The organism is Pseudomonas sp. 2FG (assembly GCF_005502935.1).
GTDB lineage: Bacteria > Pseudomonadota > Gammaproteobacteria > Pseudomonadales > Pseudomonadaceae > Aquipseudomonas.
The window spans coordinates 266157-287278 of sequence record NZ_SCMP01000004.1; the positions used below are offsets into that span (position 1 = coordinate 266157).

At 63.8% G+C, this 21122-nt stretch carries 21 protein-coding genes; 8 read left to right on the forward strand and 13 right to left on the reverse strand.

The window, feature by feature from the left end; genetic code table 11:
• Positions 1-78 precede the first annotated feature (78 nt).
• Positions 79-1332, forward strand: a complete 1254-nt coding sequence (glyA, locus tag FFS13_RS06350) for a serine hydroxymethyltransferase (RefSeq protein ID WP_137818255.1) — start codon at positions 79-81, stop codon at positions 1330-1332.
• Positions 1333-1424: 92 nt separating this feature from the next.
• Here glyA and yjiA read toward each other — a convergent pair whose 3' ends face one another.
• The 4 genes from yjiA to FFS13_RS06370 form a co-directional block, all read right to left on the reverse strand.
• Positions 1425-2396 carry a GTPase gene (yjiA, locus tag FFS13_RS06355; protein WP_137818256.1) on the reverse strand — a complete coding sequence of 324 codons (972 nt, stop codon included), beginning with the start codon at positions 2394-2396 and terminating at the stop codon, positions 1425-1427.
• Positions 2397-2463: 67 nt separating this feature from the next.
• Positions 2464-2667, reverse strand: a complete 204-nt coding sequence (locus tag FFS13_RS06360; protein ID WP_137818257.1) for a YbdD/YjiX family protein — start codon at positions 2665-2667, stop codon at positions 2464-2466.
• 30 nt (positions 2668-2697) lie between these two features.
• Positions 2698-4764 carry a carbon starvation CstA family protein gene (locus FFS13_RS06365; RefSeq protein WP_137818258.1) on the reverse strand — a complete coding sequence of 689 codons (2067 nt, stop codon included), beginning with the start codon at positions 4762-4764 and terminating at the stop codon, positions 2698-2700.
• 161 nt (positions 4765-4925) lie between these two features.
• Positions 4926-5432: a DUF3015 domain-containing protein gene (locus tag FFS13_RS06370; RefSeq protein WP_137818259.1), complete on the reverse strand. Its 507-nt coding sequence runs from the start codon at positions 5430-5432 to the stop codon at positions 4926-4928.
• A 407-nt stretch (positions 5433-5839) separates the two neighbouring features.
• Between FFS13_RS06370 and FFS13_RS06375 the strand changes: the two genes are divergently transcribed.
• Complete coding sequence (locus tag FFS13_RS06375) at positions 5840-6208, forward strand: PilZ domain-containing protein (protein WP_137818260.1); 369 nt, start codon at positions 5840-5842, stop codon at positions 6206-6208.
• A 33-nt stretch (positions 6209-6241) separates the two neighbouring features.
• On the opposite strand, the gene radA is transcribed toward FFS13_RS06375, so the two are convergent.
• Together radA and FFS13_RS06385 are read right to left on the reverse strand one after the other, a co-directional pair.
• The gene (gene radA / locus FFS13_RS06380; RefSeq protein WP_137818261.1) at positions 6242-7606 is read right to left on the reverse strand and encodes a DNA repair protein RadA; all 1365 of its coding nucleotides are present in this window, start codon (positions 7604-7606) and stop codon (positions 6242-6244) included.
• Between the two features lie 56 nt (positions 7607-7662).
• Positions 7663-7920: a YdcH family protein gene (locus tag FFS13_RS06385; protein WP_137818262.1), complete on the reverse strand. Its 258-nt coding sequence runs from the start codon at positions 7918-7920 to the stop codon at positions 7663-7665.
• A 218-nt stretch (positions 7921-8138) separates the two neighbouring features.
• Here FFS13_RS06385 and mscL point away from each other — a divergent pair, with 218 nt between their 5' ends.
• Entirely contained in the window at positions 8139-8555 is a 417-nt protein-coding gene (mscL, locus tag FFS13_RS06390; RefSeq protein ID WP_137818263.1) for a large-conductance mechanosensitive channel protein MscL, read from the forward strand.
• 70 nt (positions 8556-8625) lie between these two features.
• Here the strand turns inward: mscL and FFS13_RS06395 are convergent, their stop codons facing one another.
• Together FFS13_RS06395 and zapE are read right to left on the reverse strand one after the other, a co-directional pair.
• Positions 8626-9402, reverse strand: coding sequence for a ferredoxin--NADP reductase (locus FFS13_RS06395; RefSeq protein WP_137818264.1), 777 nt, complete (start codon positions 9400-9402; stop codon positions 8626-8628).
• 89 nt (positions 9403-9491) lie between these two features.
• Positions 9492-10619, reverse strand: a complete 1128-nt coding sequence (gene zapE, locus FFS13_RS06400; protein ID WP_256657833.1) for a cell division protein ZapE — start codon at positions 10617-10619, stop codon at positions 9492-9494.
• Positions 10620-10792: 173 nt separating this feature from the next.
• Between zapE and FFS13_RS06405 the strand changes: the two genes are divergently transcribed.
• On the forward strand, positions 10793-11917 hold the full coding sequence (locus tag FFS13_RS06405) for a class I SAM-dependent methyltransferase (protein WP_137818266.1): 1125 nt from the start codon (positions 10793-10795) through the stop codon (positions 11915-11917).
• A gap of 16 nt (positions 11918-11933) precedes the next feature.
• Here FFS13_RS06405 and FFS13_RS06410 read toward each other — a convergent pair whose 3' ends face one another.
• The 3 genes from FFS13_RS06410 to FFS13_RS06420 are packed head-to-tail and all read right to left on the reverse strand — an operon-like array spanning position 11934 to position 14544.
• Positions 11934-12074, reverse strand: a complete 141-nt coding sequence (locus FFS13_RS06410; RefSeq protein ID WP_137818267.1) for a DUF2474 domain-containing protein — start codon at positions 12072-12074, stop codon at positions 11934-11936.
• A 29-nt stretch (positions 12075-12103) separates the two neighbouring features.
• Positions 12104-13111: a cytochrome d ubiquinol oxidase subunit II gene (gene cydB, locus FFS13_RS06415; protein ID WP_137818268.1), complete on the reverse strand. Its 1008-nt coding sequence runs from the start codon at positions 13109-13111 to the stop codon at positions 12104-12106.
• 2 nt (positions 13112-13113) lie between these two features.
• Positions 13114-14544 carry a cytochrome ubiquinol oxidase subunit I gene (locus FFS13_RS06420; protein ID WP_137818269.1) on the reverse strand — a complete coding sequence of 477 codons (1431 nt, stop codon included), beginning with the start codon at positions 14542-14544 and terminating at the stop codon, positions 13114-13116.
• Positions 14545-15024: 480 nt separating this feature from the next.
• Here FFS13_RS06420 and FFS13_RS06425 point away from each other — a divergent pair, with 480 nt between their 5' ends.
• Positions 15025-16254, forward strand: a complete 1230-nt coding sequence (locus tag FFS13_RS06425; protein ID WP_137818270.1) for an MFS transporter — start codon at positions 15025-15027, stop codon at positions 16252-16254.
• A gap of 77 nt (positions 16255-16331) precedes the next feature.
• On the opposite strand, the gene FFS13_RS06430 is transcribed toward FFS13_RS06425, so the two are convergent.
• Complete coding sequence (locus tag FFS13_RS06430) at positions 16332-16886, reverse strand: DJ-1 family glyoxalase III (RefSeq protein ID WP_137818271.1); 555 nt, start codon at positions 16884-16886, stop codon at positions 16332-16334.
• A 246-nt stretch (positions 16887-17132) separates the two neighbouring features.
• On the opposite strand from FFS13_RS06430, the gene FFS13_RS06435 reads away from it, so the two are divergent.
• Both FFS13_RS06435 and trmA read left to right on the forward strand, forming a co-directional pair.
• Positions 17133-18428, forward strand: coding sequence for an NCS2 family permease (locus tag FFS13_RS06435; RefSeq protein WP_137818272.1), 1296 nt, complete (start codon positions 17133-17135; stop codon positions 18426-18428).
• Positions 18429-18538: 110 nt separating this feature from the next.
• On the forward strand, positions 18539-19627 hold the full coding sequence (trmA, locus tag FFS13_RS06440) for a tRNA (uridine(54)-C5)-methyltransferase TrmA (RefSeq protein ID WP_137818273.1): 1089 nt from the start codon (positions 18539-18541) through the stop codon (positions 19625-19627).
• Positions 19628-19697: 70 nt separating this feature from the next.
• Here trmA and FFS13_RS06445 read toward each other — a convergent pair whose 3' ends face one another.
• Positions 19698-20081 carry a DUF4345 family protein gene (locus FFS13_RS06445; RefSeq protein ID WP_137818274.1) on the reverse strand — a complete coding sequence of 128 codons (384 nt, stop codon included), beginning with the start codon at positions 20079-20081 and terminating at the stop codon, positions 19698-19700.
• Positions 20082-20229: 148 nt separating this feature from the next.
• Between FFS13_RS06445 and FFS13_RS06450 the strand changes: the two genes are divergently transcribed.
• Entirely contained in the window at positions 20230-21102 is an 873-nt protein-coding gene (locus FFS13_RS06450) for a PhzF family phenazine biosynthesis protein (protein WP_137818275.1), read from the forward strand.
• The last annotated feature ends 20 nt before the right edge of the window (positions 21103-21122 follow it).

Consider the following 21122-nt stretch of genomic DNA (forward strand, 5'->3'; position numbering starts at 1 on the left):
CATGTGCCAGCCCGCGACGGATGCGGTAGAATCCGCCCCCTCTTACCACCGCCCAGCTGATTTTCTCAGGGGATTGCCATGTTCAGCCGTGAAACGACTCTCGCCAACTACGACGCCGACCTCTTCGCCGCGATGGAGCAAGAAGCCCAGCGCCAGGAAGAGCACATCGAGTTGATCGCCTCGGAGAACTACACCAGCCCCGCGGTGATGGAAGCCCAAGGCTCGGTACTGACCAACAAGTACGCCGAAGGCTATCCGGGCAAACGTTACTACGGCGGCTGCGAATACGTCGACCTGGTCGAGCAGCTGGCCATCGACCGCGCCAAGCAGCTGTTCGGTGCCGATTACGCCAACGTCCAGCCGCACGCCGGCTCGCAGGCCAACAGCGCGGTATACCTGGCCCTGCTGAACGCCGGCGACACCCTCCTCGGCATGAGCCTGGCCCACGGCGGTCACCTGACCCACGGCGCCAGCGTCAGCTCCTCCGGCAAGCTCTACAACGCCGTGCAGTACGGCATCGACGGCAATGGCCTGATCGACTACGACGAAGTCGAGCGCCTGGCCGTCGAACACCAGCCGAAGATGATAGTCGCCGGTTTCTCCGCCTACTCGCAGGTGCTGGACTTCGCCCGCTTCCGGGCCATCGCCGACAAGGTCGGGGCCTACCTGTTCGTCGACATGGCCCACGTCGCGGGCCTGGTGGCGGCCGGCGTGTACCCGAACCCGGTACCCTTCGCCGACGTGGTCACCACCACCACCCACAAGACCCTGCGCGGCCCGCGCGGCGGCCTGATCCTCGCGCGCAAGAACGAAGAGATCGAGAAGAAGCTCAATTCCGCGGTGTTCCCGGGCGCCCAGGGTGGCCCGCTGGAACACGTGATCGCGGCCAAGGCGGTGTGCTTCAAGGAAGCCCTGCAGCCGGAGTTCAAGGCCTACCAGCAGCAAGTGGTGAAGAACGCCCAGGCCATGGCCGGGGTGTTCATCGAGAACGGCTACGACGTGGTGTCCGGCGGTACCGAGAACCACCTGTTCCTGCTCAGCCTGATCAAACAGGACATCACCGGTAAGGACGCCGACGCCGCCCTGGGTCGCGCCTTCATCACAGTGAACAAGAACTCGGTACCCAACGATCCACGCTCGCCGTTCGTCACCTCCGGCCTGCGCATCGGCACCCCGGCCGTGACCACCCGTGGTTTCAAAGAAGCCGAGTGCCGCGAACTGGCGGGCTGGATCTGCGAGATCCTCGCCAATCTCGACGACGAGTCGGTGATCGACCGCGTCCGTGGCCAGGTCAAAGCCCTGTGCGCCAAGTTCCCGGTGTACGGCAACTAAGCCTCGGCGCAATAAAAAGCCCGGCCGATGCCGGGTTTTTTATTGCCGATTCAATCCTACTCGGCTCAACCAACAAGCCGCCTCTACACCGCTCAGACCACGGTCTTGGCGAAGCCCGCGCGTATCTGTTCTTCCGGCAACGCGTCGCCGATAAACACCATCACGCTTTCGCGCGTCTCGTCTTCCCGCCATTCGCTGTCCCAGTCGAAGCCATAGAGCTTGAGCACGCCCTGAAACACCAGCCGCCGCGCCTCGCCGGCTATGTTCAGCACGCCCTTGTAACGCAGCAGCGAGTTGCCGTGCTCTTCCAGCAGCTCATTCATGAACTCGCTGAGCTTGTCGAGATCCAGTGCCCGTTCGCTTTTCAGCACCAGGGTCGATATGCGATCGGTAGAGCCGGCCGGAGTCAGAGGACGCAGGCTCAGCGTCGGGCCGAAGTCGGCATTGAGGTTGAAGCCGCGCACATCGAGCAGTTCGGCCAGGTCGATGCGGCCGTGGTCGACCACGCGGATCGGCGCGCGGCGGTTGATCCGTTGCAGGCGCTGACTGAGCGCCTCGAAGCTGGCCTCGTCGACCAGGTCACGCTTGCTCACCAGCAGGCGGTCGGCGAAACCTACCTGGGCCTGGGCGATGGTTTCGCTGAGGTGGCGTTCGGCATTGGCCGCGTCCACCAGGGTGATGATGCCGTCGAGGATATAGCGCTCGCGCAGCTCCTCGTCGACGAAGAAGGTCTGCGCCACTGGCGCCGGATCGGCCAGGCCGGTGCATTCGATGACCAGGCGATCGAAGGCAATCGCGCCACTGTCCAAACGCTCCAGGAGCAGGTATAGGGCCCGCTCCAGATCGCCATGGATGGAGCAGCAGACGCAGCCATTGGCCAGGGTCAGCACCTGCACCGGTTCATCGCCGAGCAGTTGGCCGTCGATCGGGGCTTCACTGAATTCGTTCTCGATCACCGCGATCTTCAAGCCGTGTTCGGTCTTGAGCAGGTGCCGCAGCAGCGTGGTCTTGCCGGCACCGAGAAAGCCGCTGAGCACTGTGACCGGTATGGGAAAATGCGACATGCAAACCTGTCCTCAAAATGACACGCGCCACGACTAGGCGTGGCGCGTGGGGTTACAGCAGAAGAGTTCAGCAGCAGCGGATCGGCCGGCCTTTGCCGCCACCGTAACGGGCTTCCTGGCGTTCGCGGAAGAACGCCTCGTAGCTCATCACCGGCTTGTCCGGGTGTTTGCTGCGCATATGCTCGACGTAAGTGTCGTAGTCCGGCATGCCCACCATCAGGCGCGCAGCCTGACCGAGGTACTTACCGAGACGACTCAGATCATTGAACATGCGCAATCTCCTCGAACCAGCAGGTTATTTTTAAGCATCCGGCACCGGCTGGAAAGCGGTTTCCTTATCCGTACGCGCCTTGCTACCCCAGGCCGCGACACCGACCTTGAGCGCATAGAACAGGATGCTGAACACCACCAGCAGGAACAAGGTCGTCAGCGCCGCGTTGGTATAGGCGTTGACGATCACGTGCTGCATCTGCCCGATATCCTTGGCCGGCGCCAACACCTGGCCCGCCGCCAACGCATCGCTGTACTTGTTCGCCAGCGCCAGGAAGCCGATTGCCGGATTGGCATCGAACAGCTTGATCAGGCCCGCCGTGGTGGTGCAGATCAGCAGCCAGACGGCCGGCAGCATGGTGACCCAGATATAGCGCTGGCGCTTCATCTTGATCAGCACGACGGTGGCGAGCATCAGCGCGATACCGGCGAGCATCTGGTTGGAGATGCCGAACAGCGGCCACAGGGTATTGATCCCGCCCAGCGGATCGATCACGCCCTGGTACAGCAGGTAGCCCCACATGGCCACGCAACCGGCCGTGGCAATCAGGTTGGCCGCCCAGGACTCGGTGCGCCGCAGTGCCGGCACGAAGTTACCCAGCAGGTCTTGCAGCATAAAGCGCCCGGCACGGGTGCCGGCATCCACCGCGGTGAGGATGAACAGCGCCTCGAACAGGATCGCGAAGTGGTACCAGAAGGCCATGGTGTTCGCCCCCGGCAGCACCTGATGGAGGATCTGCGCGATACCTACGGCCAGCGTCGGCGCACCGCCAGCGCGGGAAAGGATGGTGGTTTCACCGATATCTTTGGCGGTCGCCACTAGCACTTCAGGGGTGATGGCAAAGCCCCAACCGCTGACCGTGGTCGCCACACTCAGCACATCGCTACCGACTACGGCAGCCGGGCTGTTCATCGCGAAGTAGACGCCCGGCTCGATCACCGAGGCGGCGACCATCGCCATGATCGCCACGAAGGACTCCATCAACATGCCGCCATAGCCGATGTAACGGGCGTTGGTTTCATTGTCGAGCATCTTCGGCGTGGTGCCGGAGGCGATCAGCGAGTGGAAACCCGACACCGCACCGCAGGCGATGGTGATGAACAGGAAGGGGAACAGGGCGCCTTTCCACACCGGGCCGGTGCCATCGGTGAACTGGGTCAGGGCCGGCATTTTCAGCTCGGGCATGACCACCAGGATGCCGATAGCCAGCGCGACTATGGTGCCGATCTTCAGGAAGGTCGACAGATAGTCACGTGGCGCCAGCACCAGCCACACCGGCAATACCGCGGCGACGAAGCCATAGCCGACCAGCATCCAGGTGATTTGCACACCGGTGAAGGTGAAGACCTTGGCCCATTCGGGGTCTGCGGCGATCTGCCCACCCAGCCAGATGGAGGCGAGCAGCAGGGCAACCCCGACCACGGAAATCTCACCGATGCGCCCCGGGCGGATATAGCGCATGTAAACGCCCATAAGCATCGCGATCGGGATAGTCGCCATCACCGTGAACATGCCCCACGGGCTGTCCGCCAAGGCCTTGACCACGATCAACGCGAGCACCGCGAGGATGATGATCATGATCAGGAAGCAGCCAAACAGGGCAATGGTGCCCGGCACCTGACCCATTTCCTCGCGCACCATATCGCCGAGGGAGCGGCCGTTACGGCGGGTGGAGAGGAACAGGATCATGAAGTCCTGCACCGCACCGGCGAGCACGACGCCGGCGATCAGCCAGAGCGTACCGGGCAGATAGCCCATCTGCGCCGCCAGCACCGGGCCGACCAGGGGACCTGCGCCGGCGATCGCGGCGAAGTGGTGACCGAAGAGCACGTGTTTGTTGGTCGGCACATAGTCCAGACCATCGTTATTCAGCACCGCCGGAGTCGCCCGCCGCGGGTCCAGCTGCATCACCTGGGTAGCGATAAACAGGCTGTAGTAACGGTAGGCAACCAGGTAGATGGCCACTGCCGCGACCACAATCCACAGGGCATTGATGGCTTCGCCGCGGCGCAAGGCCACGACCCCCAAGGCACAGGCGCCGACTATCGCCAGCACCAGCCAAGGCAGGTGGCGTAGAACGCTATTGTTATTATTCATCGAGAACTCCCAACGGATGGACAGACAAGCGGCTTGCCAAGTTTAGCCGCTCCCGAGCAACTCACTATCAGACCTTGGTCTAGAGCCGCCCAGCACACTCAACTGGAGGGCATGAAAAAGCCGGGCAGAAGCCCGGCTCGCTGGGTACAACGCAGATGTCGTTAAGCGGGTTGCTTGGCGTAACGCGCCAGTTGCGCGTCACGGCTCATGACGTCGAGGGTGGCAGCCAGCACTTGCTCGCTGGTCACGTCGGCCTTAGAGAAAATGCGGCCGAAGTTCTGGTGAGTGACTTGCGCAAAATGCGCCCGATCGGCCTTCTCAATACCCAGCAGCGTGGCATAGGCATCCAACGCCTCGCCCTGCCCCTGCGCCATGTCTTCGGCGATGGAGTCGAGCATGCCATTCATGGCGAGCAGCGAACGACCGCCATAACCCAGCTTGACGCTGGAGTCGCAGCCGTTAGTACCGGAGGTCAGACCAAAGGTGGCATTCCCTGAAGTGCCGTTGGTGGTGGTCGCCACCAGGTGAGGAAACAAGCCACGCTGGCCTTCGAACAGCATATTGCCCCAGCCGCAGCCTCCACCGCCGGCCTGATCAGCCTGAGCCAGCAAACTGGCCGCGCTCAGGACCCCGAGAATCAAACCTTTGCTTAGCAGTCGCTTATCCATATCTGCGCTCCGCAGGAAATTATAAGAAAAACCGCATTTGCAGCTTTGGCGACACTTGCTCAGCTGTCAAACCGATGACGGCATTAGCGCTACACTGCAGACAGTTTTCTATCAGAGCCTTTTCAAGATCGTCGCGAGCGCAGGTCAGGGCCGCACCCGTTCCCTACGGGTAGCGGCATTCCCCACATCCATGTGGGTCACAAGGCGCAACGCAGCGGAGCGGAGTAACAGCCGAAGGCTGGCCCGCAGGGCGAGCGTAGCGAGTCAAACAGGCGAGGACGCGGAGTTTACGAGTGGTAAATGAGCAGTCCGATGCCATTTTTAACGCCGCATCACGCGCGAAGCCCGCAGACAATTTGAAAACAGCTTCTTAGCTATAGTGGACAAAATTGCCAAGGAGTCAGTGCATGAGTGAGTCAGCCAACGAGCGGCGGCGTTTTCAGCGCATCGCCTTCGACGCCAGCACCGAGCTCGCCCAGGGTGAACGGCGCTGGACGGTTGAGTTGCATGACCTGTCGCTCAAGGGGCTGCTGGTAAAACGCCCGCGCGATTGGCACTGCGACCCCGATCAGCCGTTCGAGGCGCGCATCGAGCTGAGTGCCGAGGCGCAAGTCAGCATGGAGGTGCTGCTGATCCATACCCAGCAAGACCTGCTCGGGTTTGTCTGCCGGCATATCGACCTCGACTCCATCGGCCACTTGCGCCGCCTGATCGAACTCAACCTGGGCGACGAAACCCTGCTGGAGTGCGAACTGGCCTCGCTGGGCGGGGAATAGGCAGCCTCGGCCGCCCCCCTCCAGCCCTGGCCCTTACTCGAACAACGCATCCAGCGCCTGCTCCAGACGCGTCACCGCAATCACCTGCAGCCCTGGCGGCGCCTCTTTGGGCGCATTGCCTTTGGGCACTATGGCGCGCTTGAAGCCGTGCTTGGCCGCCTCTTTCAAGCGTTCCTGACCGCTCGGCACCGGGCGCACCTCGCCGGACAAGCCGACCTCGCCAAACACCAGCAGATCATGCGGCAGCGGCCGATTGCGCAGGCTGGACATCACCGCGGCCATCAAGGCCAGGTCCGAGGCGGTCTCCAGCACCTTGACCCCACCGACCACATTGAGGAACACGTCCTGGTCGTGGGTGGGAATACCGCCATGCCGGTGCAGCACCGCCAGCAACATGGCCAGGCGGTTCTGATCCAGCCCCAGGGTGACCCGCCGCGGGTTGGCCAGATGGCTGGTGTCGACCAAGGCCTGCACCTCGATCAGCATCGGCCGCGTGCCTTCCCAGGTCGCCATCACCACACTGCCCGGCACTTCCTCCTGAGCGCGGGTGAGGAAGATCGCCGAAGGGTTGGAGACTTCCTTCAGGCCGCGGTCGGTCATGCCGAACACGCCGAGTTCGTTGATCGCGCCGAAACGGTTCTTCACCGCGCGCAGCAAACGCAGACGGCCATCCGACTCGCCTTCGAAATACAACACGGTATCGACCATGTGCTCGAGCACCCGCGGCCCCGCCAGCGACCCCTCTTTGGTGACGTGACCGACCAGGAAGATCGCCGTGCCGCTCTGCTTGGCATAACGCACCAGCAACGCCGCACTCTCACGGACCTGCGAGACGCCGCCGGGTGCCGACTGCAATTGCTCGGTGAAGATGGTCTGGATCGAGTCGATCACCATCACTTTCGGCTGCTCGAGGCGCGCGGTGGCGATGATCGCCTCGATGCAGGTCTCGGTCATCACCTTCAGTTGGTCTTCCGGCAGACCCAGGCGCCGCGCACGCATGGCCACCTGCTGCTGGGATTCCTCGCCGGTGACATACAGCGCCGGCAGGCGCGTGGCGATATTGCACAGGGTCTGCAGGAGGATGGTCGACTTGCCGATCCCCGGGTCGCCGCCGATCAGCACCACCGAGCCATCCACCAGACCGCCACCGAGCACCCGATCCAGCTCGGCGGAAGCGGTGGAGAAGCGCGGCATCTCCTCGACGCTGACCTCGGCCAGCGTCTTGATCTGCGCCTGCTGCCCAGCCCAGCCCGCACGCCCGTTGGCAGCCTCGCTGCCGGCTTCAATCAGGCTTTCGACCAGGGTGTTCCAGGCTCCGCATTCGGCGCATTGCCCGGCCCATTTGGGGAAGGTGGCGCCGCACTCGGTGCAGCCGTACAGACGCTTGGCCTTGGCCATAGCGGACTCCTGTCAGAGGAAAGCCCGCATGATAGCCGCAGCAGCCGCGCCGGTGTTCAAGCACCTCGGCCGTTGGCCGCCGCCTTCAGTTGCCGGGCGATCTCGACGTTGAGCGTCACCCGTTCGTTCTTCAGCACCTGCAGCGCCTCCGTATCCAGCGCTTCGCGGCCGTCCTCGACCAGATAGATGCGCTTGTCCAGCGCCTCGTAGTCCGCCGCCAAGCGGGTGAAATGCGCATCGCGGCCATGCAAGGCCCGCAGCTCGACATGAAATTCGGGAAACTCCCGCATCAGCGGATGGTATTCGAGCGTCATGGTCTGATCCCTCCTCCGGTTGATTGGACTTGTTCTTTTAGCCTAGCCCAGCCACCGTCGGTCGAACCTACCCTCGGTCGCACCGTCAGGCAGCCACCCCGTTGGGTCCGACAGCAGGCTCTGGCCAGCAGCGCAGCGCGCCGCACACGCGTACTGGGAGGCGCCTTGGCGCTGCATTACACTGCCACCACTCATCTCAAAACACAGGGAGTAAACCTATGAGCGTACTCAGCGAGTTCAAGGCCTTCGCGGTCAAAGGCAATGTCGTCGATATGGCGGTCGGGATCATCATCGGCGCCGCCTTCGGCAAGATCGTCTCGTCGTTCGTCGGTGATCTGGTGATGCCGCCGATTGGTTTGCTGATTGGCGGGGTGGACTTCTCCGACTTGGCCGTCACCCTGAAAGCCGCCGAGGGCGATATTCCGGCAGTCATGCTGAGCTACGGTAAATTTATCCAGACGGTGCTGGACTTCCTCATCGTCGCCTTCGCCATCTTCATGGGGGTCAAGGTGATCAACAAACTCAAACGTGAAGAGGCGGCGGCGCCGACGCTGCCGCCGGTACCGACACCGGAAGAGGCGCTGCTCATGGAGATCCGCGACCTGCTCAAGACCCGGCAGAACCAGCAGCCCTGAACCCTGGGCAGCATAAAAAAACGGCGCCCGCAGGCGCCGTTTGCATTTATTGCCAAGGCTTTGAGCCGGCTTACCAATAGTTTTCCACCGCGACCTGCCCTGGGCGACGGGTCAGGCTGAGCTGCAGATCCCGCGTTTTCAGCAGCGCACGGCAGTCCTCGATCATCTGCGGATTGCCGCACAGCATCACCCGCGAAGACTCGGGCTCCAGCCCCAAACCGGCGGCGCGCTCCAGCTCACCATTGGCGATCAGCGTCGTCACCCGCCCATGCAGGGTGCCGGACACCTGCTCACGGGTGACGATCGGCACGTAGGTCAACTTGTGCGCATATTCCTGCAGGTACTCGTGCTGCCTCAACTGCGCAATCAGTTCCTGATAGGCCAGCTCGGCGCTAGTGCGCGCGCTGTAGACCAGCACGATGCGCTCGAAACGCTGCCACACCTCGAAGTCCTGCAGAATCGACAGAAAGGGTGCCAACCCGGTACCCGTGCCCAGCAACCACAGATCGCGGCCATCGCTAAAGCGCTCCAGGGTGAGAAAACCAAAAGGCTGGCGCTCGACCAACAGCTGGTCGCCCGCCTGCAGGCGGTTGAGTTCGCTGGTGAATTCGCCATCCGGCACGACTATGGAGAAGAACTCCAGGTATTCATCATGGGGCGCCGAGAGCATCGAATAGGCCCGCCAGACCCTTGTGCCATCGGCCTTCTCCACCCCAAGGCGGGCGAATTGGCCGGCGCGAAAGCGAAAATGCGCATCCCGGGTGCAGCGCAGACTGAACAAAGTCGGCGACCAGGGCCGCACGTCTAACAATGTCTGGCGGGTGAACTTGTCTTCGCGGGTGGCCATACATCCGTTCCTGGTGAGCGCTTGGCCTCAGTCTCTCGCAAAGAGGCGCCCGGCAACACCGCCGGCGCGGATAATCGCAATTGGCTGGTTCAGGCTCGACCAAAGCGCTGCAACTGCATTTCCTGCAGGCGGCTCAGGGTGCGGCGAAAGGGAAAGGCCAGATAGCCCTCGGTGTAGAGCTGCTGCAGCGGCACCTGCGCTTCCAGGTAGAGCGGAACCTTGCGGTCATAGCATTCATCCACCAGGGCGATGAAGCGCCGCACGCCGTCGTCATGGGCGGACAGTTCCGGCAGTTGCCGATCGCCGGCCAGCACCCGCTCGACGCCATCTTCGGTGCCGCGGGCAATCTTGGCCGCCCTTTGCCGGCCACTCAGGTTGGGCACCTCGCCGAGCAGGATGATCGAGAAGCGATCGCACAGGGCGATGAAATCCAGGGCCGAGAGTGGCTGCTCGCACAAGTCGGCGTAGCGGCACCAGAGCACCGGCTCACTCTGCCGCAGCACCGGAATCGGTCGATGCCCCAGTTCGATGGGCTCGGCGGACGTCGGCTGGCCAGCCGTCAAACGGCTGAACAGTGCGCCCAGGACACTCGTTTGACCTGGCGTGGCCAGCCAATAGCGCGGGTGCTGCTCGCCCGGGTGCAGGCGGTGATCCTGCCCGCCATCGACGCCAACCACCTGCATGTAACGGTCGATGGCGGCGATCGCCGGCAGGAAGCGCTCGCGATTGAAACCGTCGGCATACAGCTGTTGCGGTGGCTGGTTGGAGGTGGCGACTAGCACCACGCCCTGCTCGAACATCACCTGCAGCAACCGCCCGAGGATGATGGCATCGCCGATGTCATTGACGAACAGCTCGTCGAAACACAGCACCCGGACCTCCGCGCTCAACTCGCGGGCCAGCGCCTGCAGCGGATCGGCCCTACCACTCAGTTGAAACAGGCGCCGGTGCACCCAGCTCATGAAGTGATGGAAATGCTGGCGCCGCGCCGGTACTTGCAGGCTCTGATAAAAGCGATCCATCAGCCAGGTCTTGCCGCGCCCGACCGGCCCCCAGAGATAGACCCCGCGCACCACTGGCGCGTGGCTGGCGTGCTGATGCACGGCTTCGTAGCAATCCTGCAACAGCCCGGCAGCGCGCCATTGCGCCTGGTCCGACTCGAAACCTTGCTGCTCGATGGCCTGCCGATAGGCCGCCAGGGGGGGTATGACGTTGATCATGGAAGTAACCGGTGCATGAATTTCAGCGGCTGAGAGCGGGCCATTGCCGCTACGGGGCCACGCAGCCGCCCTCTTATACTTGAAGTGCCGGCGCGAAAAACCACTTAAACTGCCGGCATGGCGAGTTTCAATTCAAATCAATGACTTGCCCGATCAAGAGTGTTTCATTGATGGCCCTATTCAGCACCCCGTTCGCCAACCTCGATCTATACCGCCAGCCGCCACAGCGCGACGACCCGCTGCAGGCCTTCGATGCGGCCGACGAATACCTGCTCAACCACCTGGCCGAGCAGGGCATCACCGGTGAAAGCCGCGTGTTGCTGCTGAACGACAGCTTCGGCGCGCTGGCCGCCAGCCTGGCCGGCAAGGCCCAGGTCAGCAGCAGCGGCGACTCCCATCTAGGCGCCTTGGCGCTGGCGAACAACCTGGCCTGCAACAGTCTACCGGCGGACAGCGTGCGCTTTATCCCGGCCAGCCAGACGGTGTCCGGCCCGTTCGACTGGGTACTGATCCGCGTGCCGAAAACCCTGGCGCTGCTGGAGGAGCAACTGATCCGCCTCCAGGGCCAGCTGGCACCCGGCGCGCGAGTCGTCGCCGCCGGCATGCTCAAGCACTTGCCGCGCACCGCCGGCGATCTGCTGGCGCAATACATCGGCCCGCTGCAGGCTTCGCTCGCGGTGAAAAAGGCCCGGCTGCTGTTCGTCACGCCCAGCGCGAAAGCCCCGGTGAGCTCGCCCTACCCGACCCGCTACCAGCTGGACAGCCCGCGCATCGAGTTGCTCAACCACGCCAATGTGTTCTGCCGCGAAGGCCTGGATATCGGCACCCGGGCCTTTCTGCCACACCTGCCGCAAAGGCTCGGTGCGGCGCGGGTTGCCGACCTCGGATGTGGTAACGGCGTGCTCGGCATCGCCTGCGCCCTGGCCAACCCCGATGCGCAGCTGACGCTGGTGGATGAGTCGTATATGGCCGTGCAATCGGCGGCCGAGAACTGGCGCGCCGCACTGGGCGAGCGAGCGGTGGAGATTCGCCCCGGCGACGGCCTGGCCGAGCAGGCGCAAGACTCGCTGGACCTGGTGCTGTGCAATCCACCCTTCCACCAGCAACAGGTGGTCGGCGATTTCCTCGCCTGGCGGATGTTCCAGCAGGCCCGGGCGGCGCTGGTCAAGGGCGGCGAGCTGTGGATAGTCGGCAACCGTCACCTGGGCTACCACGCCAAGCTCAAGCGCCTGTTCCGCGGCGTCGAGCAGGTCGCGGCGAATCCGAAGTTCGTGGTGTTGAAGGCGATCAAGTAGCCGCGCGATCCTACGACTACGGCGTACTCAAGCCCGCCGCAGTCATAAACAGCCGCAACAGATAAGACACGGCACCCAGCGCCAGCACGCTGGCCGTCCAGATCGCGACCAGCCAGCCCAGCCGTTGCCACAGCAGTTTCTTCCCGGGTTTATCCACAGTCTTCGCCAACCTTCGCGCCGCGGCCACTAGTGATAGCCGTGTTCGTGGGTCACCTTGCCGCGGAACACGTAATAGCTCCAGGCGGTGTACATCAGGATGAAGGGGATGATGAACAGCGCGCCGACCAGGATAAAACCCTGACTCTGCGGCGGCGCGGCGGCCTGCCAGATGGTCACCGACGGCGGGATGATATGCGGCCACAGGCTGATGCCCAGGCCGCTGTAGCCGAGGAAGATCAGCACCAGGGTGAGGATGAACGGCGAGTAGTTGCGGTTGTTCTGCACCGCCTTCAACAGCGCGTACAGGGTCACCAGCACCAGGATCGGCACCGGCAGAAACCAGAACAGATTCGGCAGGCTGAACCAGCGCTGGGCAATTTCGGCGTGGGCCAAGGGCGTCCACAGGCTGACAATCCCGGTCACGGCCAACAGCACCAAGGCCAACGGCCGGGCCAGATCGTGCATCTGCTGTTGCAGCCGGCCTTCGGTTTTCATGATCAGCCAGGTGCAACCGAGCAGGGCATAGGCGGCGATCAGCGCCAACCCGCAGAACAGCGAGAAGGGGGTCAGCCAATCCAGCGAACCGCCGGCGTAGGCGCGATTGACCACCGGAATGCCGTCGATGTAAGCACCCAACGCCACCCCCTGGAAGAAGGTCGCGGCCAGCGAACCGCCGATGAAGGCCTTGTCCCAGATATGCCGCTTGTGCGCCTTGGCCTTGAAGCGGAACTCGAAGGCCACGCCGCGGAAGATCAGCCCCAGGAGCATGAAGATCAGCGGCAGATACAAGGCGCTCAGCACCACCGAGTAAGCCAGCGGGAAGGCGCCGAACAGCGCCGCGCCGCCGAGCACCAGCCAGGTCTCGTTACCGTCCCAGACCGGCGCCACGGTGTTCATCATCACGTCGCGCTCGGCGTCGTCCTTGACGAACGGGAAGAGGATGCCGATGCCTAGATCGAAACCATCCATGACCACGTACATCATGATGCCGAAGACGATGATGATTGCCCAAATCAGCGAAAGATCGAAGCCCATGGTCAGTTCCTCCCGCTCGAGTTGTCGTCTTCCAGCCCTTCGTCCGCCGCCGACAGCGGCCGCGCCGGAGTGCGTTGCTGCCCAGGGCCACCAACGCCCTGCTCCCTGCCTTCATCGGTGATCGGGCCCTTGCGCACCAGGCGCAGCATGTAGCCGAGGCCGACCCCGAACAGCGCGAAGTACACCACCACGAACAGCGTCAGGGTCAGGCTCATCTGCGCCAGGCTGTGCCCGGAGGAGGCCTCGGCGGTGCGCATCAGGCCGTAGACCACCCAGGGCTGACGACCGACCTCGGTGGTGAACCAGCCGGCGAGAATGGCGACCAGACCGGACGGCCCCATCCACAGCGCCAGATAGAGGAAGGGCCTGGACTGGTAGAGGCCGCCACGGGCGCGCAGCCAGAGGCTCCATAGCCCGGTGAGGATCATCAACATACCGAGACCAACCATGAGCCGGAACGACCAGAACACTATGGTCGAGTTGGGCCGATCCTGCGGCGGGAACTCCTTCAGCGCCGGCACCTGCTTATCCAGGCTGTGGGTCAGGATCAGGCTGCCGAGGGCGGGAATTTCCAGCTTGAAGCGGGTCTGCTCGGCCTGCATGTCCGGCCAGCCGAAGAGGATCAATGGGGTCGGCTCGTCGCCGACGTTTTGCCAGTGGCCCTCGATCGCGGCGATCTTGGCCGGCTGGTGTTTCAGGGTATTGAGCCCGTGGAAATCACCGATCACCGCCTGAATCGGGGCGACGATCAGGGCCATCCACATGGCCATCGAGAGCATGCGGCGGATCGCCGGATTATCCCGCCCGCGCAGCAGATGCCAGGCCGCCGACGCGCCGACGAAGAACGCCGTCGCAAGGAACGCCGCGGTGGCCATGTGCAGCAGACGGTAGGGAAATGACGGGTTGAAGATCACCGCCAGCCAGTCCACCGGAATCACCCGGCCGTCGACGATCTCGAAGCCCTGCGGGGTCTGCATCCAACTGTTCGAGGCGAGAATCCAGAAGGTCGAGATCAAGGTGCCGATGGCCACCATCACCGTGGCGAAGAAGTGCAGCCCCGGGCCGACGCGGTTCCAGCCAAACAGCATGACGCCGAGGAAACCCGCCTCGAGGAAGAACGCGGTCAGCACTTCATAGGTCAGCAACGGCCCGGTGACCGCGCCGGCGAAGTCGGAGAAGGCGCTCCAGTTGGTGCCGAACTGATAGGCCATCACCAGCCCGGAGACCACGCCCATGCCGAAGTTGACGGCGAAGATCTTCGACCAGAAATGGTAGAGATCGCGGTAGACCTCCTCCTGGGTTTTCAGCCACAGGCCTTCCAACACCGCCAGGTAGCTGGCCAGGCCGATGGTGATCGCCGGGAAGATGATGTGGAAGGAAATGGTGAACGCAAACTGCATCCGAGCCAGATCCAGGGCCTCTAAGCCGAACATGGGACTTCCTCAATCAGGTGGTACGGGGCACGGCCCTTTATTGCGGCCAAGCCAGCAGCTCCAAGCTTTGGAGTGGCGCTACGGAATTATTCTTGTGTGGCGCAGATCGAGCGGAACAGCAGGCCTAAAAGCCCCCCACGCGACCCAAAAACGGGGTATTGACGTGGATCAACCAGCCCACAAAGAGTAGCGCTTTGTACCCGGGGTGCCGCTGTGGTCGATTGTCGCGCGGGGCCCTGCCGGCCCAGCCCACAAAACCCGCAACAACCCTCCAGGATGTCCGTCCACAAATCTCCCAGAGCCCATAGGGCGAGTCGTTGTTAGCCTGTTAAAGCCCGCTAGGATCAGTCGCAAAGCTTGCTGAAGAAAGCACGTAGTCAGGTAGCCTTTTTACAACGGCCGGTTAATCCAACCCCACCGCTCTAGACCGCGTGCTAGCCTGACGCCCCCCTGAGCTCGCCAAGTAAAAAGCCGCCCATCATGTCGACCCACGGCAAACTCCTGCTGCGCCAACAACGTCCGTTTCTCGCCTTCTGGCTGGCCCGTGTCTGTACCGCCAGCGGCTTCCAGATGCTCACCGTGGCCATCGGTTGGCACCTGTACCAACTGACCGGCAACGTGCTGGATCTAGGCTGGGTCGGTTTAGTGGAGTTTCTGCCACGGCTGCTGTTCATGCTGTACACCGGGCATGTGGCGGATCGTTACGATCGGCGCAAGGTTGCGGCGCTCTGCCAAGGTGGTCAGGCGCTGATCGCCATCGCCTTGGTGCTGGGCAGCAGCAGTGGCGAGGTAACCCGCGAGATGATTTTCGTGCTGGCCTTCCTGCTCGGCAGCGCCCGCGCCTTCGAGATGCCGGCGACGCAAGCGCTGCTGCCGAGCCTGGTGCCGAGCGCGCTGTTCCCCGCCGCAGTCGCCGCTTCGGCTTCGGCAATGCAGACCGCGACCATAGTCGCGCCGGCCCTCGGCGGCTTTCTCTATGCCTTCGGCAGCATCTGGGTCTATGCGCCCACAGCCCTGCTGTATGTCGTGGCCTGTGCGCTGATGCTGAGCCTGCCGAGGCGCCAGGAGCCGCTGAATCAGGAGCGCCCGTCGCTGCATTCATTGCTGGCTGGCATCCGCTTCATTCGCAGCCGGCGCGATATCTTCGGCGCGATTTCGCTGGACCTGTTCGCCGTGCTGCTCGGCGGCGCCACCGCGCTGCTGCCGGTGTTCGCCAAGGACATTCTGCTGACCGGCCCCTGGGGCCTCGGCCTGTTGCGCTCGGCCCCGGCGGTGGGCGCCTTGCTGATGGCCTTCTGGTTGGCGCGCTTTCCCATCCAGCGTAACGTCGGGCGGATCATGTTTGTCTCGGTGGGCGTGTTCGGTGTGGCGACCATCGCCTTCGGCCTCTCCACCTCGTTCTGGTTCTCGCTGCTGGTGCTGGCCATCCTCGGCGCGGCCGACATGATCAGCATGGTGATCCGCGGCGCCTTCGTGCAGTTGGAAACCCCGGACGAAATGCGCGGCCGGGTCAGTGCGGTGAACGGCTTGTTTATCGGCGCCTCGAATCAGCTCGGTGAGTTCGAATCCGGCCTCACCGCCCATTGGTTCGGCAGCGTGCCGGCGGTGGTGCTGGGTGGCGTCGGTACGCTGCTGATCACCGGTGCCTGGTACAAACTGTTCCCGACCCTGGCCAAGCGCGAACGGCTGCACGAGCCACACACCCCGTAGGCTGGGTTTCGTCCGCTGGACTCTACCCAGCCTACCCTCTGAATGGCCGGTATCGGGCTGCGCACCCCTACCTGAAATCAGACGACCAGCATCGCCTTGGCGATCTCTTTGCGCTTGCCCTTGCCCAGCAGTTGCTCCACCAGGGTCAGGGCGAACTCCAGCGCGGTGCCTGGGCCCTGGCTGGTGATGCAGTTGCCGTCCACCACCACCGGCTGATCGACGAAGGTGCAGCCGGACAGGCGATCGCTGAAGGCCGGGTAGCAGGTCATCCGCCGTTGCTTGAGCACGCCATAACTCTGCAAGGCGACTGCCGGCGCGGCGCAGATGCCGGCGAACAGCTTGCCGGCCGCCGCGTGCTCACGCACCTGTTCGGCCAAGGGCTGGTGATCGGCCAGGTGCTGGGCGCCGGGCATACCGCCCGGCAGTACGATCAAGTCGAAGTCCTGCGCCAGCACGTCGACCAGCATGGCGTCGGCGGTCAGGCGCGTGCCGCGGGCGCAGGTCAGCATCCGCCGGTTCTCGATGCTGGCCACCAGCAGCTCGATGTCGGCGCGCCGCAGCACGTCGATCAAGGTCACGGTTTCAAGGTCTTCCACGCCGTCGGCGACGGCGAGCAGAGCACGAGCAGTCATGTTGATTCTCCTGAAAGCGCAGAACGAAAACTGTCCGTTTGAGCATCAATTCAACCCGCCCTGATAAAGCCCAGGGGGGCGAACTGGTATGATGCGCGCCTTTTTTCAGTCCGGCGGAAAAACAGCGCTGCGGCAGGCCGTATGACGCGCGAAGCCCGCAGTAGTTTTCACCCAGCCTGGCGGCGTCTGTGCTTTGCTTTGGCCTGACGGTACATTCACGGCGCCGCGCGCCACGGGGAGCCCAGCATGCTGGAACGACTATTCCAACTCAACGCGCATAACACCACGGTGCGCACCGAGATCCTTGCCGGTCTCACCACCTTCCTGACCATGGCCTACATCCTCTTCGTCAACCCGAGCATCCTCGGCGAGACCGGCATGGACAAGGGCGCGGTGTTCGTCGCCACCTGCCTGGCGGCGGCCATCGGCTCGGCGATCATGGGCTTTATCGCCAACTACCCGATCGCCCTCGCCCCGGGCATGGGCCTGAATGCCTTCTTCACTTACACCGTGGTGCTGCACATGGGGCACAGCTGGCAGGTGGCGCTCGGGGCGGTCTTTCTCTCGGCGTGCATGTTCTTCCTGCTGTCGATCTTCAAGATCCGCGAATGGATCATCAACAGCATTGCGCTGGAGCTGCGCTCGGCGATTGCCGCCGGCATCGGCCTGTTCCTCGCGCTGATCGCCCTGCAGAACGCCGGCATAGTGGTGGCCAACCAGGCCACGCTGGTCGGCATGGGCGACCTGAGCAAACCCGAGCCGCTGCTGGCGGTGCTCGGCTTCTTCCTGATCGTCGCCCTGGAGGCGCGCAAGGTCACAGGCGCGGTGCTGATCGGCATCCTCGCCGTCACCGGCGCGGCCATCGCCCTGGGCGTGTCCAAGTTCGGCGGGGTGGTCTCGATGCCGCCGGCGCTGGCGCCGACCCTGCTGCAGCTGGACATCCTGGGCGCGCTGGATATCGGCCTGTTCAGCGTGATCTTCGCCTTCCTCTTCGTCGACCTGTTCGACAACTCCGGCACCCTGATCGCCGTGGCGAAAAAAGCCGGCTTGATGCGCAAGGACGGCTACATGCCGAAGATGGGCCGCGCGCTGATCGCCGACAGTAGCGCCGCGATGGTCGGTTCGCTGCTGGGCACCTCGACCACCACCAGCTACATCGAATCGGCGGCCGGCGTCAGCGCCGGAGGGCGTACCGGCTTGACCGCCGTGGTGGTCGCCAGCCTGTTTCTCCTGGCGCTGTTCTTCGCCCCGCTGGCCGGTAGCGTGCCGGCCTTCGCCACCGCCCCGGCATTGCTGTTCGTCGCCGTACTGATGACCTCCGGCCTGGCGGAAATCGACTGGGACGACATCACTGTGGCCGCCCCCGTGGTGATCACCGCGCTGGCCATGCCACTGACCTTCTCCATCGCCAACGGCATCGCGTTCGGCTTTATCGCCTGGGCCGCGATCAAGCTGCTGGCCGGCCGCTGGCGCGAACTGAATCCGGCGCTGGTGATCCTCGCCCTGCTGTTCGTGATTAAACTGGGCTGGTTCAACGCCTGATTCGTAGGGTGGATGACTCTCTTTTCATCCACCGCTCGCAATCCGCCAGCCCAACAACCTATTGGTGGATGGATGAAGCGTCATCCACCCTACAACGACATGAGTTATCCATGAGTGCTCCACAGTTCGACCCGGCCACCTACCTGGCCCAGCTGGAAGAAAAGAAACACCGCCTGGTGGCCTTGCTCGCGCCCTTCGCGGCCCCAGAGCCGGAAGTCTTCGATTCGCCGCGCGAGCATTACCGCCTGCGCACCGAGTTCCGCCTGTGGCGGGAGAACGAAGAGCGCTTCTACGCGATGTTCGCCGCCGGCGATAAACACAGGCCTATCCTGCTCGACGACTTTCCGATCGCCAGCACTCGCATCAATGAACTGATGCCGCGCCTAAAGAGCGCTTGGCGGGCCAGTTCGGCGCTGAGCTTCAAGCTATTCCAGGTCGAGTTCCTCACCACCCTGGCCGGTGACGGGCTGATCACCCTCTGCTACCACCGCCCGCTGGATGAGCATTGGCAGGCCGCGGCGCAACAGCTCGCGAGCGAGCTGGGCGTCAGCCTGGTCGGGCGCTCGCGCGGTCAGCGTCTGGTCATAGGTCGCGATCATGTCGTGGAAGAGTTGCAAGTCGCCGGGCGCAGCTTCAGCTATCGCCAGCCGGAAGGCGCCTTCACCCAGCCGAACGGCGCGGTGAACGAGAAAATGCTCAACTGGGCCTTCGACGCCCTCGGCGAGCGCGACGATGACCTGCTGGAGCTCTACTGCGGCAACGGCAACTTCACCCTGCCGCTGGCCACTCGCGTGCGCAAGGTGCTGGCCACGGAAATCAGCAAATCCTCGGTCAACGCCGCGCTGGCCAACCTGGCCGATAACCAGGTCGACAACGTGACCCTGGTGCGCCTCTCCGCCGAGGAGCTGACCGAGGCGTTGAATGAGGTGCGGCCGTTCCGCCGCCTGCAGGGCATCGACCTGAAGAGCTACCAGTTCGGCAGCGTGTTCGTCGACCCGCCGCGCGCCGGCATGGACCCGGACACCTGCGAGCTGACCCGGCGCTTCGAGCGCATCCTCTACATCTCCTGCAACCCGGAGACCCTGGCCGCCAACATCGCCCAGTTGCATGACAGCCACCGGGTCACGCGCTGCGCACTCTTCGACCAGTTCCCCTACACCCACCATATGGAAAGTGGGGTGTTGCTGGAGCGCCGCTGAACCTATTAGCGCCGTAGGCTGGGTAGAGCCTTGGCGAAACCCAGCTGGGTTTCACTACGTTCTACCCAGCCTACCGGTTCAAGCCACGCAGCGCCATAAAGGCCAAGCCCGCCGACACCAGCTCGAACAGCAGCAGGTAGAGGTTGAAGGTCTGCTGCAGGCCACCCTCCAGCCACAGCCCGGCGATGCGCCCAAAAGCCAACGCCGCATAGAGCAGCACCAGCAATATCAGGGCGCCGCGGGTTAGCTCGAGGCGCACCGTGGCCAGCACCAGAAACACCGCCAGGCCCAGTTGCAGAGCGCCGTAGTGGGCCCGCACATCGGTGATCGCCGCGGCTTCCATCAGCAGCATGCCGCTGAGATTGACCATCTCTTGTGGACGGATGAAATAGGCCAAACCAACGCCGGCCAACACCAAGGCCTGCACGGCCAGCAGGATTCGGGCGAACAGCATTGGCGCATCTCCTCGTCAGGTTAGGGTGCGTCGAGGATAGGCCGCCCAGCCATATCCGGAAACAGGCAGGGGCTTGGGCCTGGGCAATCTCGCCGTTATGCTGGCCGACTGTTTCCCGATCTGTTTTCCGCTAATCCACGGAGCCACTATGTCCCCCTTGGTTTATTGGCAACTGGATGTCTTCGCCGAGCGCCCGCTGGCCGGTAACGGCCTGGCGGTTTTCCCCGACGCCCGCCCGCTATCGCTCGCCGCCATGCAGGCGCTGACTCGGGAACTGCGGCAGTTCGAGTCGATCTTCCTGCTGCCCGGCGCGCCCCCCGACGAATACGGCGCACGCATCTTCACCATGGAAGAAGAGTTGCCCTTCGCCGGCCACCCGATTATTGGCGCGGCCGCCCTGCTGCATCATCTGCACAGCCCTGCCGCCACCGCCGAGTGGACAATACGAATGGCGGCGAAAAGCGTGCACCTGCGCACGCGGCGACACGGCCAGGGCTTTTATGCGGAGATGGATCAAGGCCTGGCCGAGTTCGGCGCACGGCTCAACAGCGAACAGGCCCTGGTGTTCGCCGAGGCCTTTTCGTTAAGCGTCGCCGACCTGGATGGCCGCTACCCGGCCACGGTGGTCAGCACCGGCCTGCCCTATCTGCTCTTGCCGGTCACGCCGCAAGGCCTGGTGCGGGCCAGACAACGCCGTGCGTTCGACGCCGAATTAGCCGCCTATGGGGCGGCCTTCGTCTTTTTGCTGGAGGTGGATGGCCACGAAGGCCGCACCTGGGACCCGCTCGGCGTGATCGAGGATATCGCCACCGGCAGTGCCGCCGGGCCGGTCGCGGCCTTTCTGGTGCAGCACGGCCTGCATCGCCGCGGCGAAGCCTTCAGCCTCAACCAAGGACGCTTCCTCAACCGCCCCAGCCGGCTGGATGTCTGCGTTGCCGGTGACGGCCGCGTCAGCGTGGGCGGCAGCGTGCAACTGCTGGCGCGCGCCGAGTTGCACGTCAGCGCCGGCGAACTGGGCTGACCGCCGGGCTGGCGCCCATA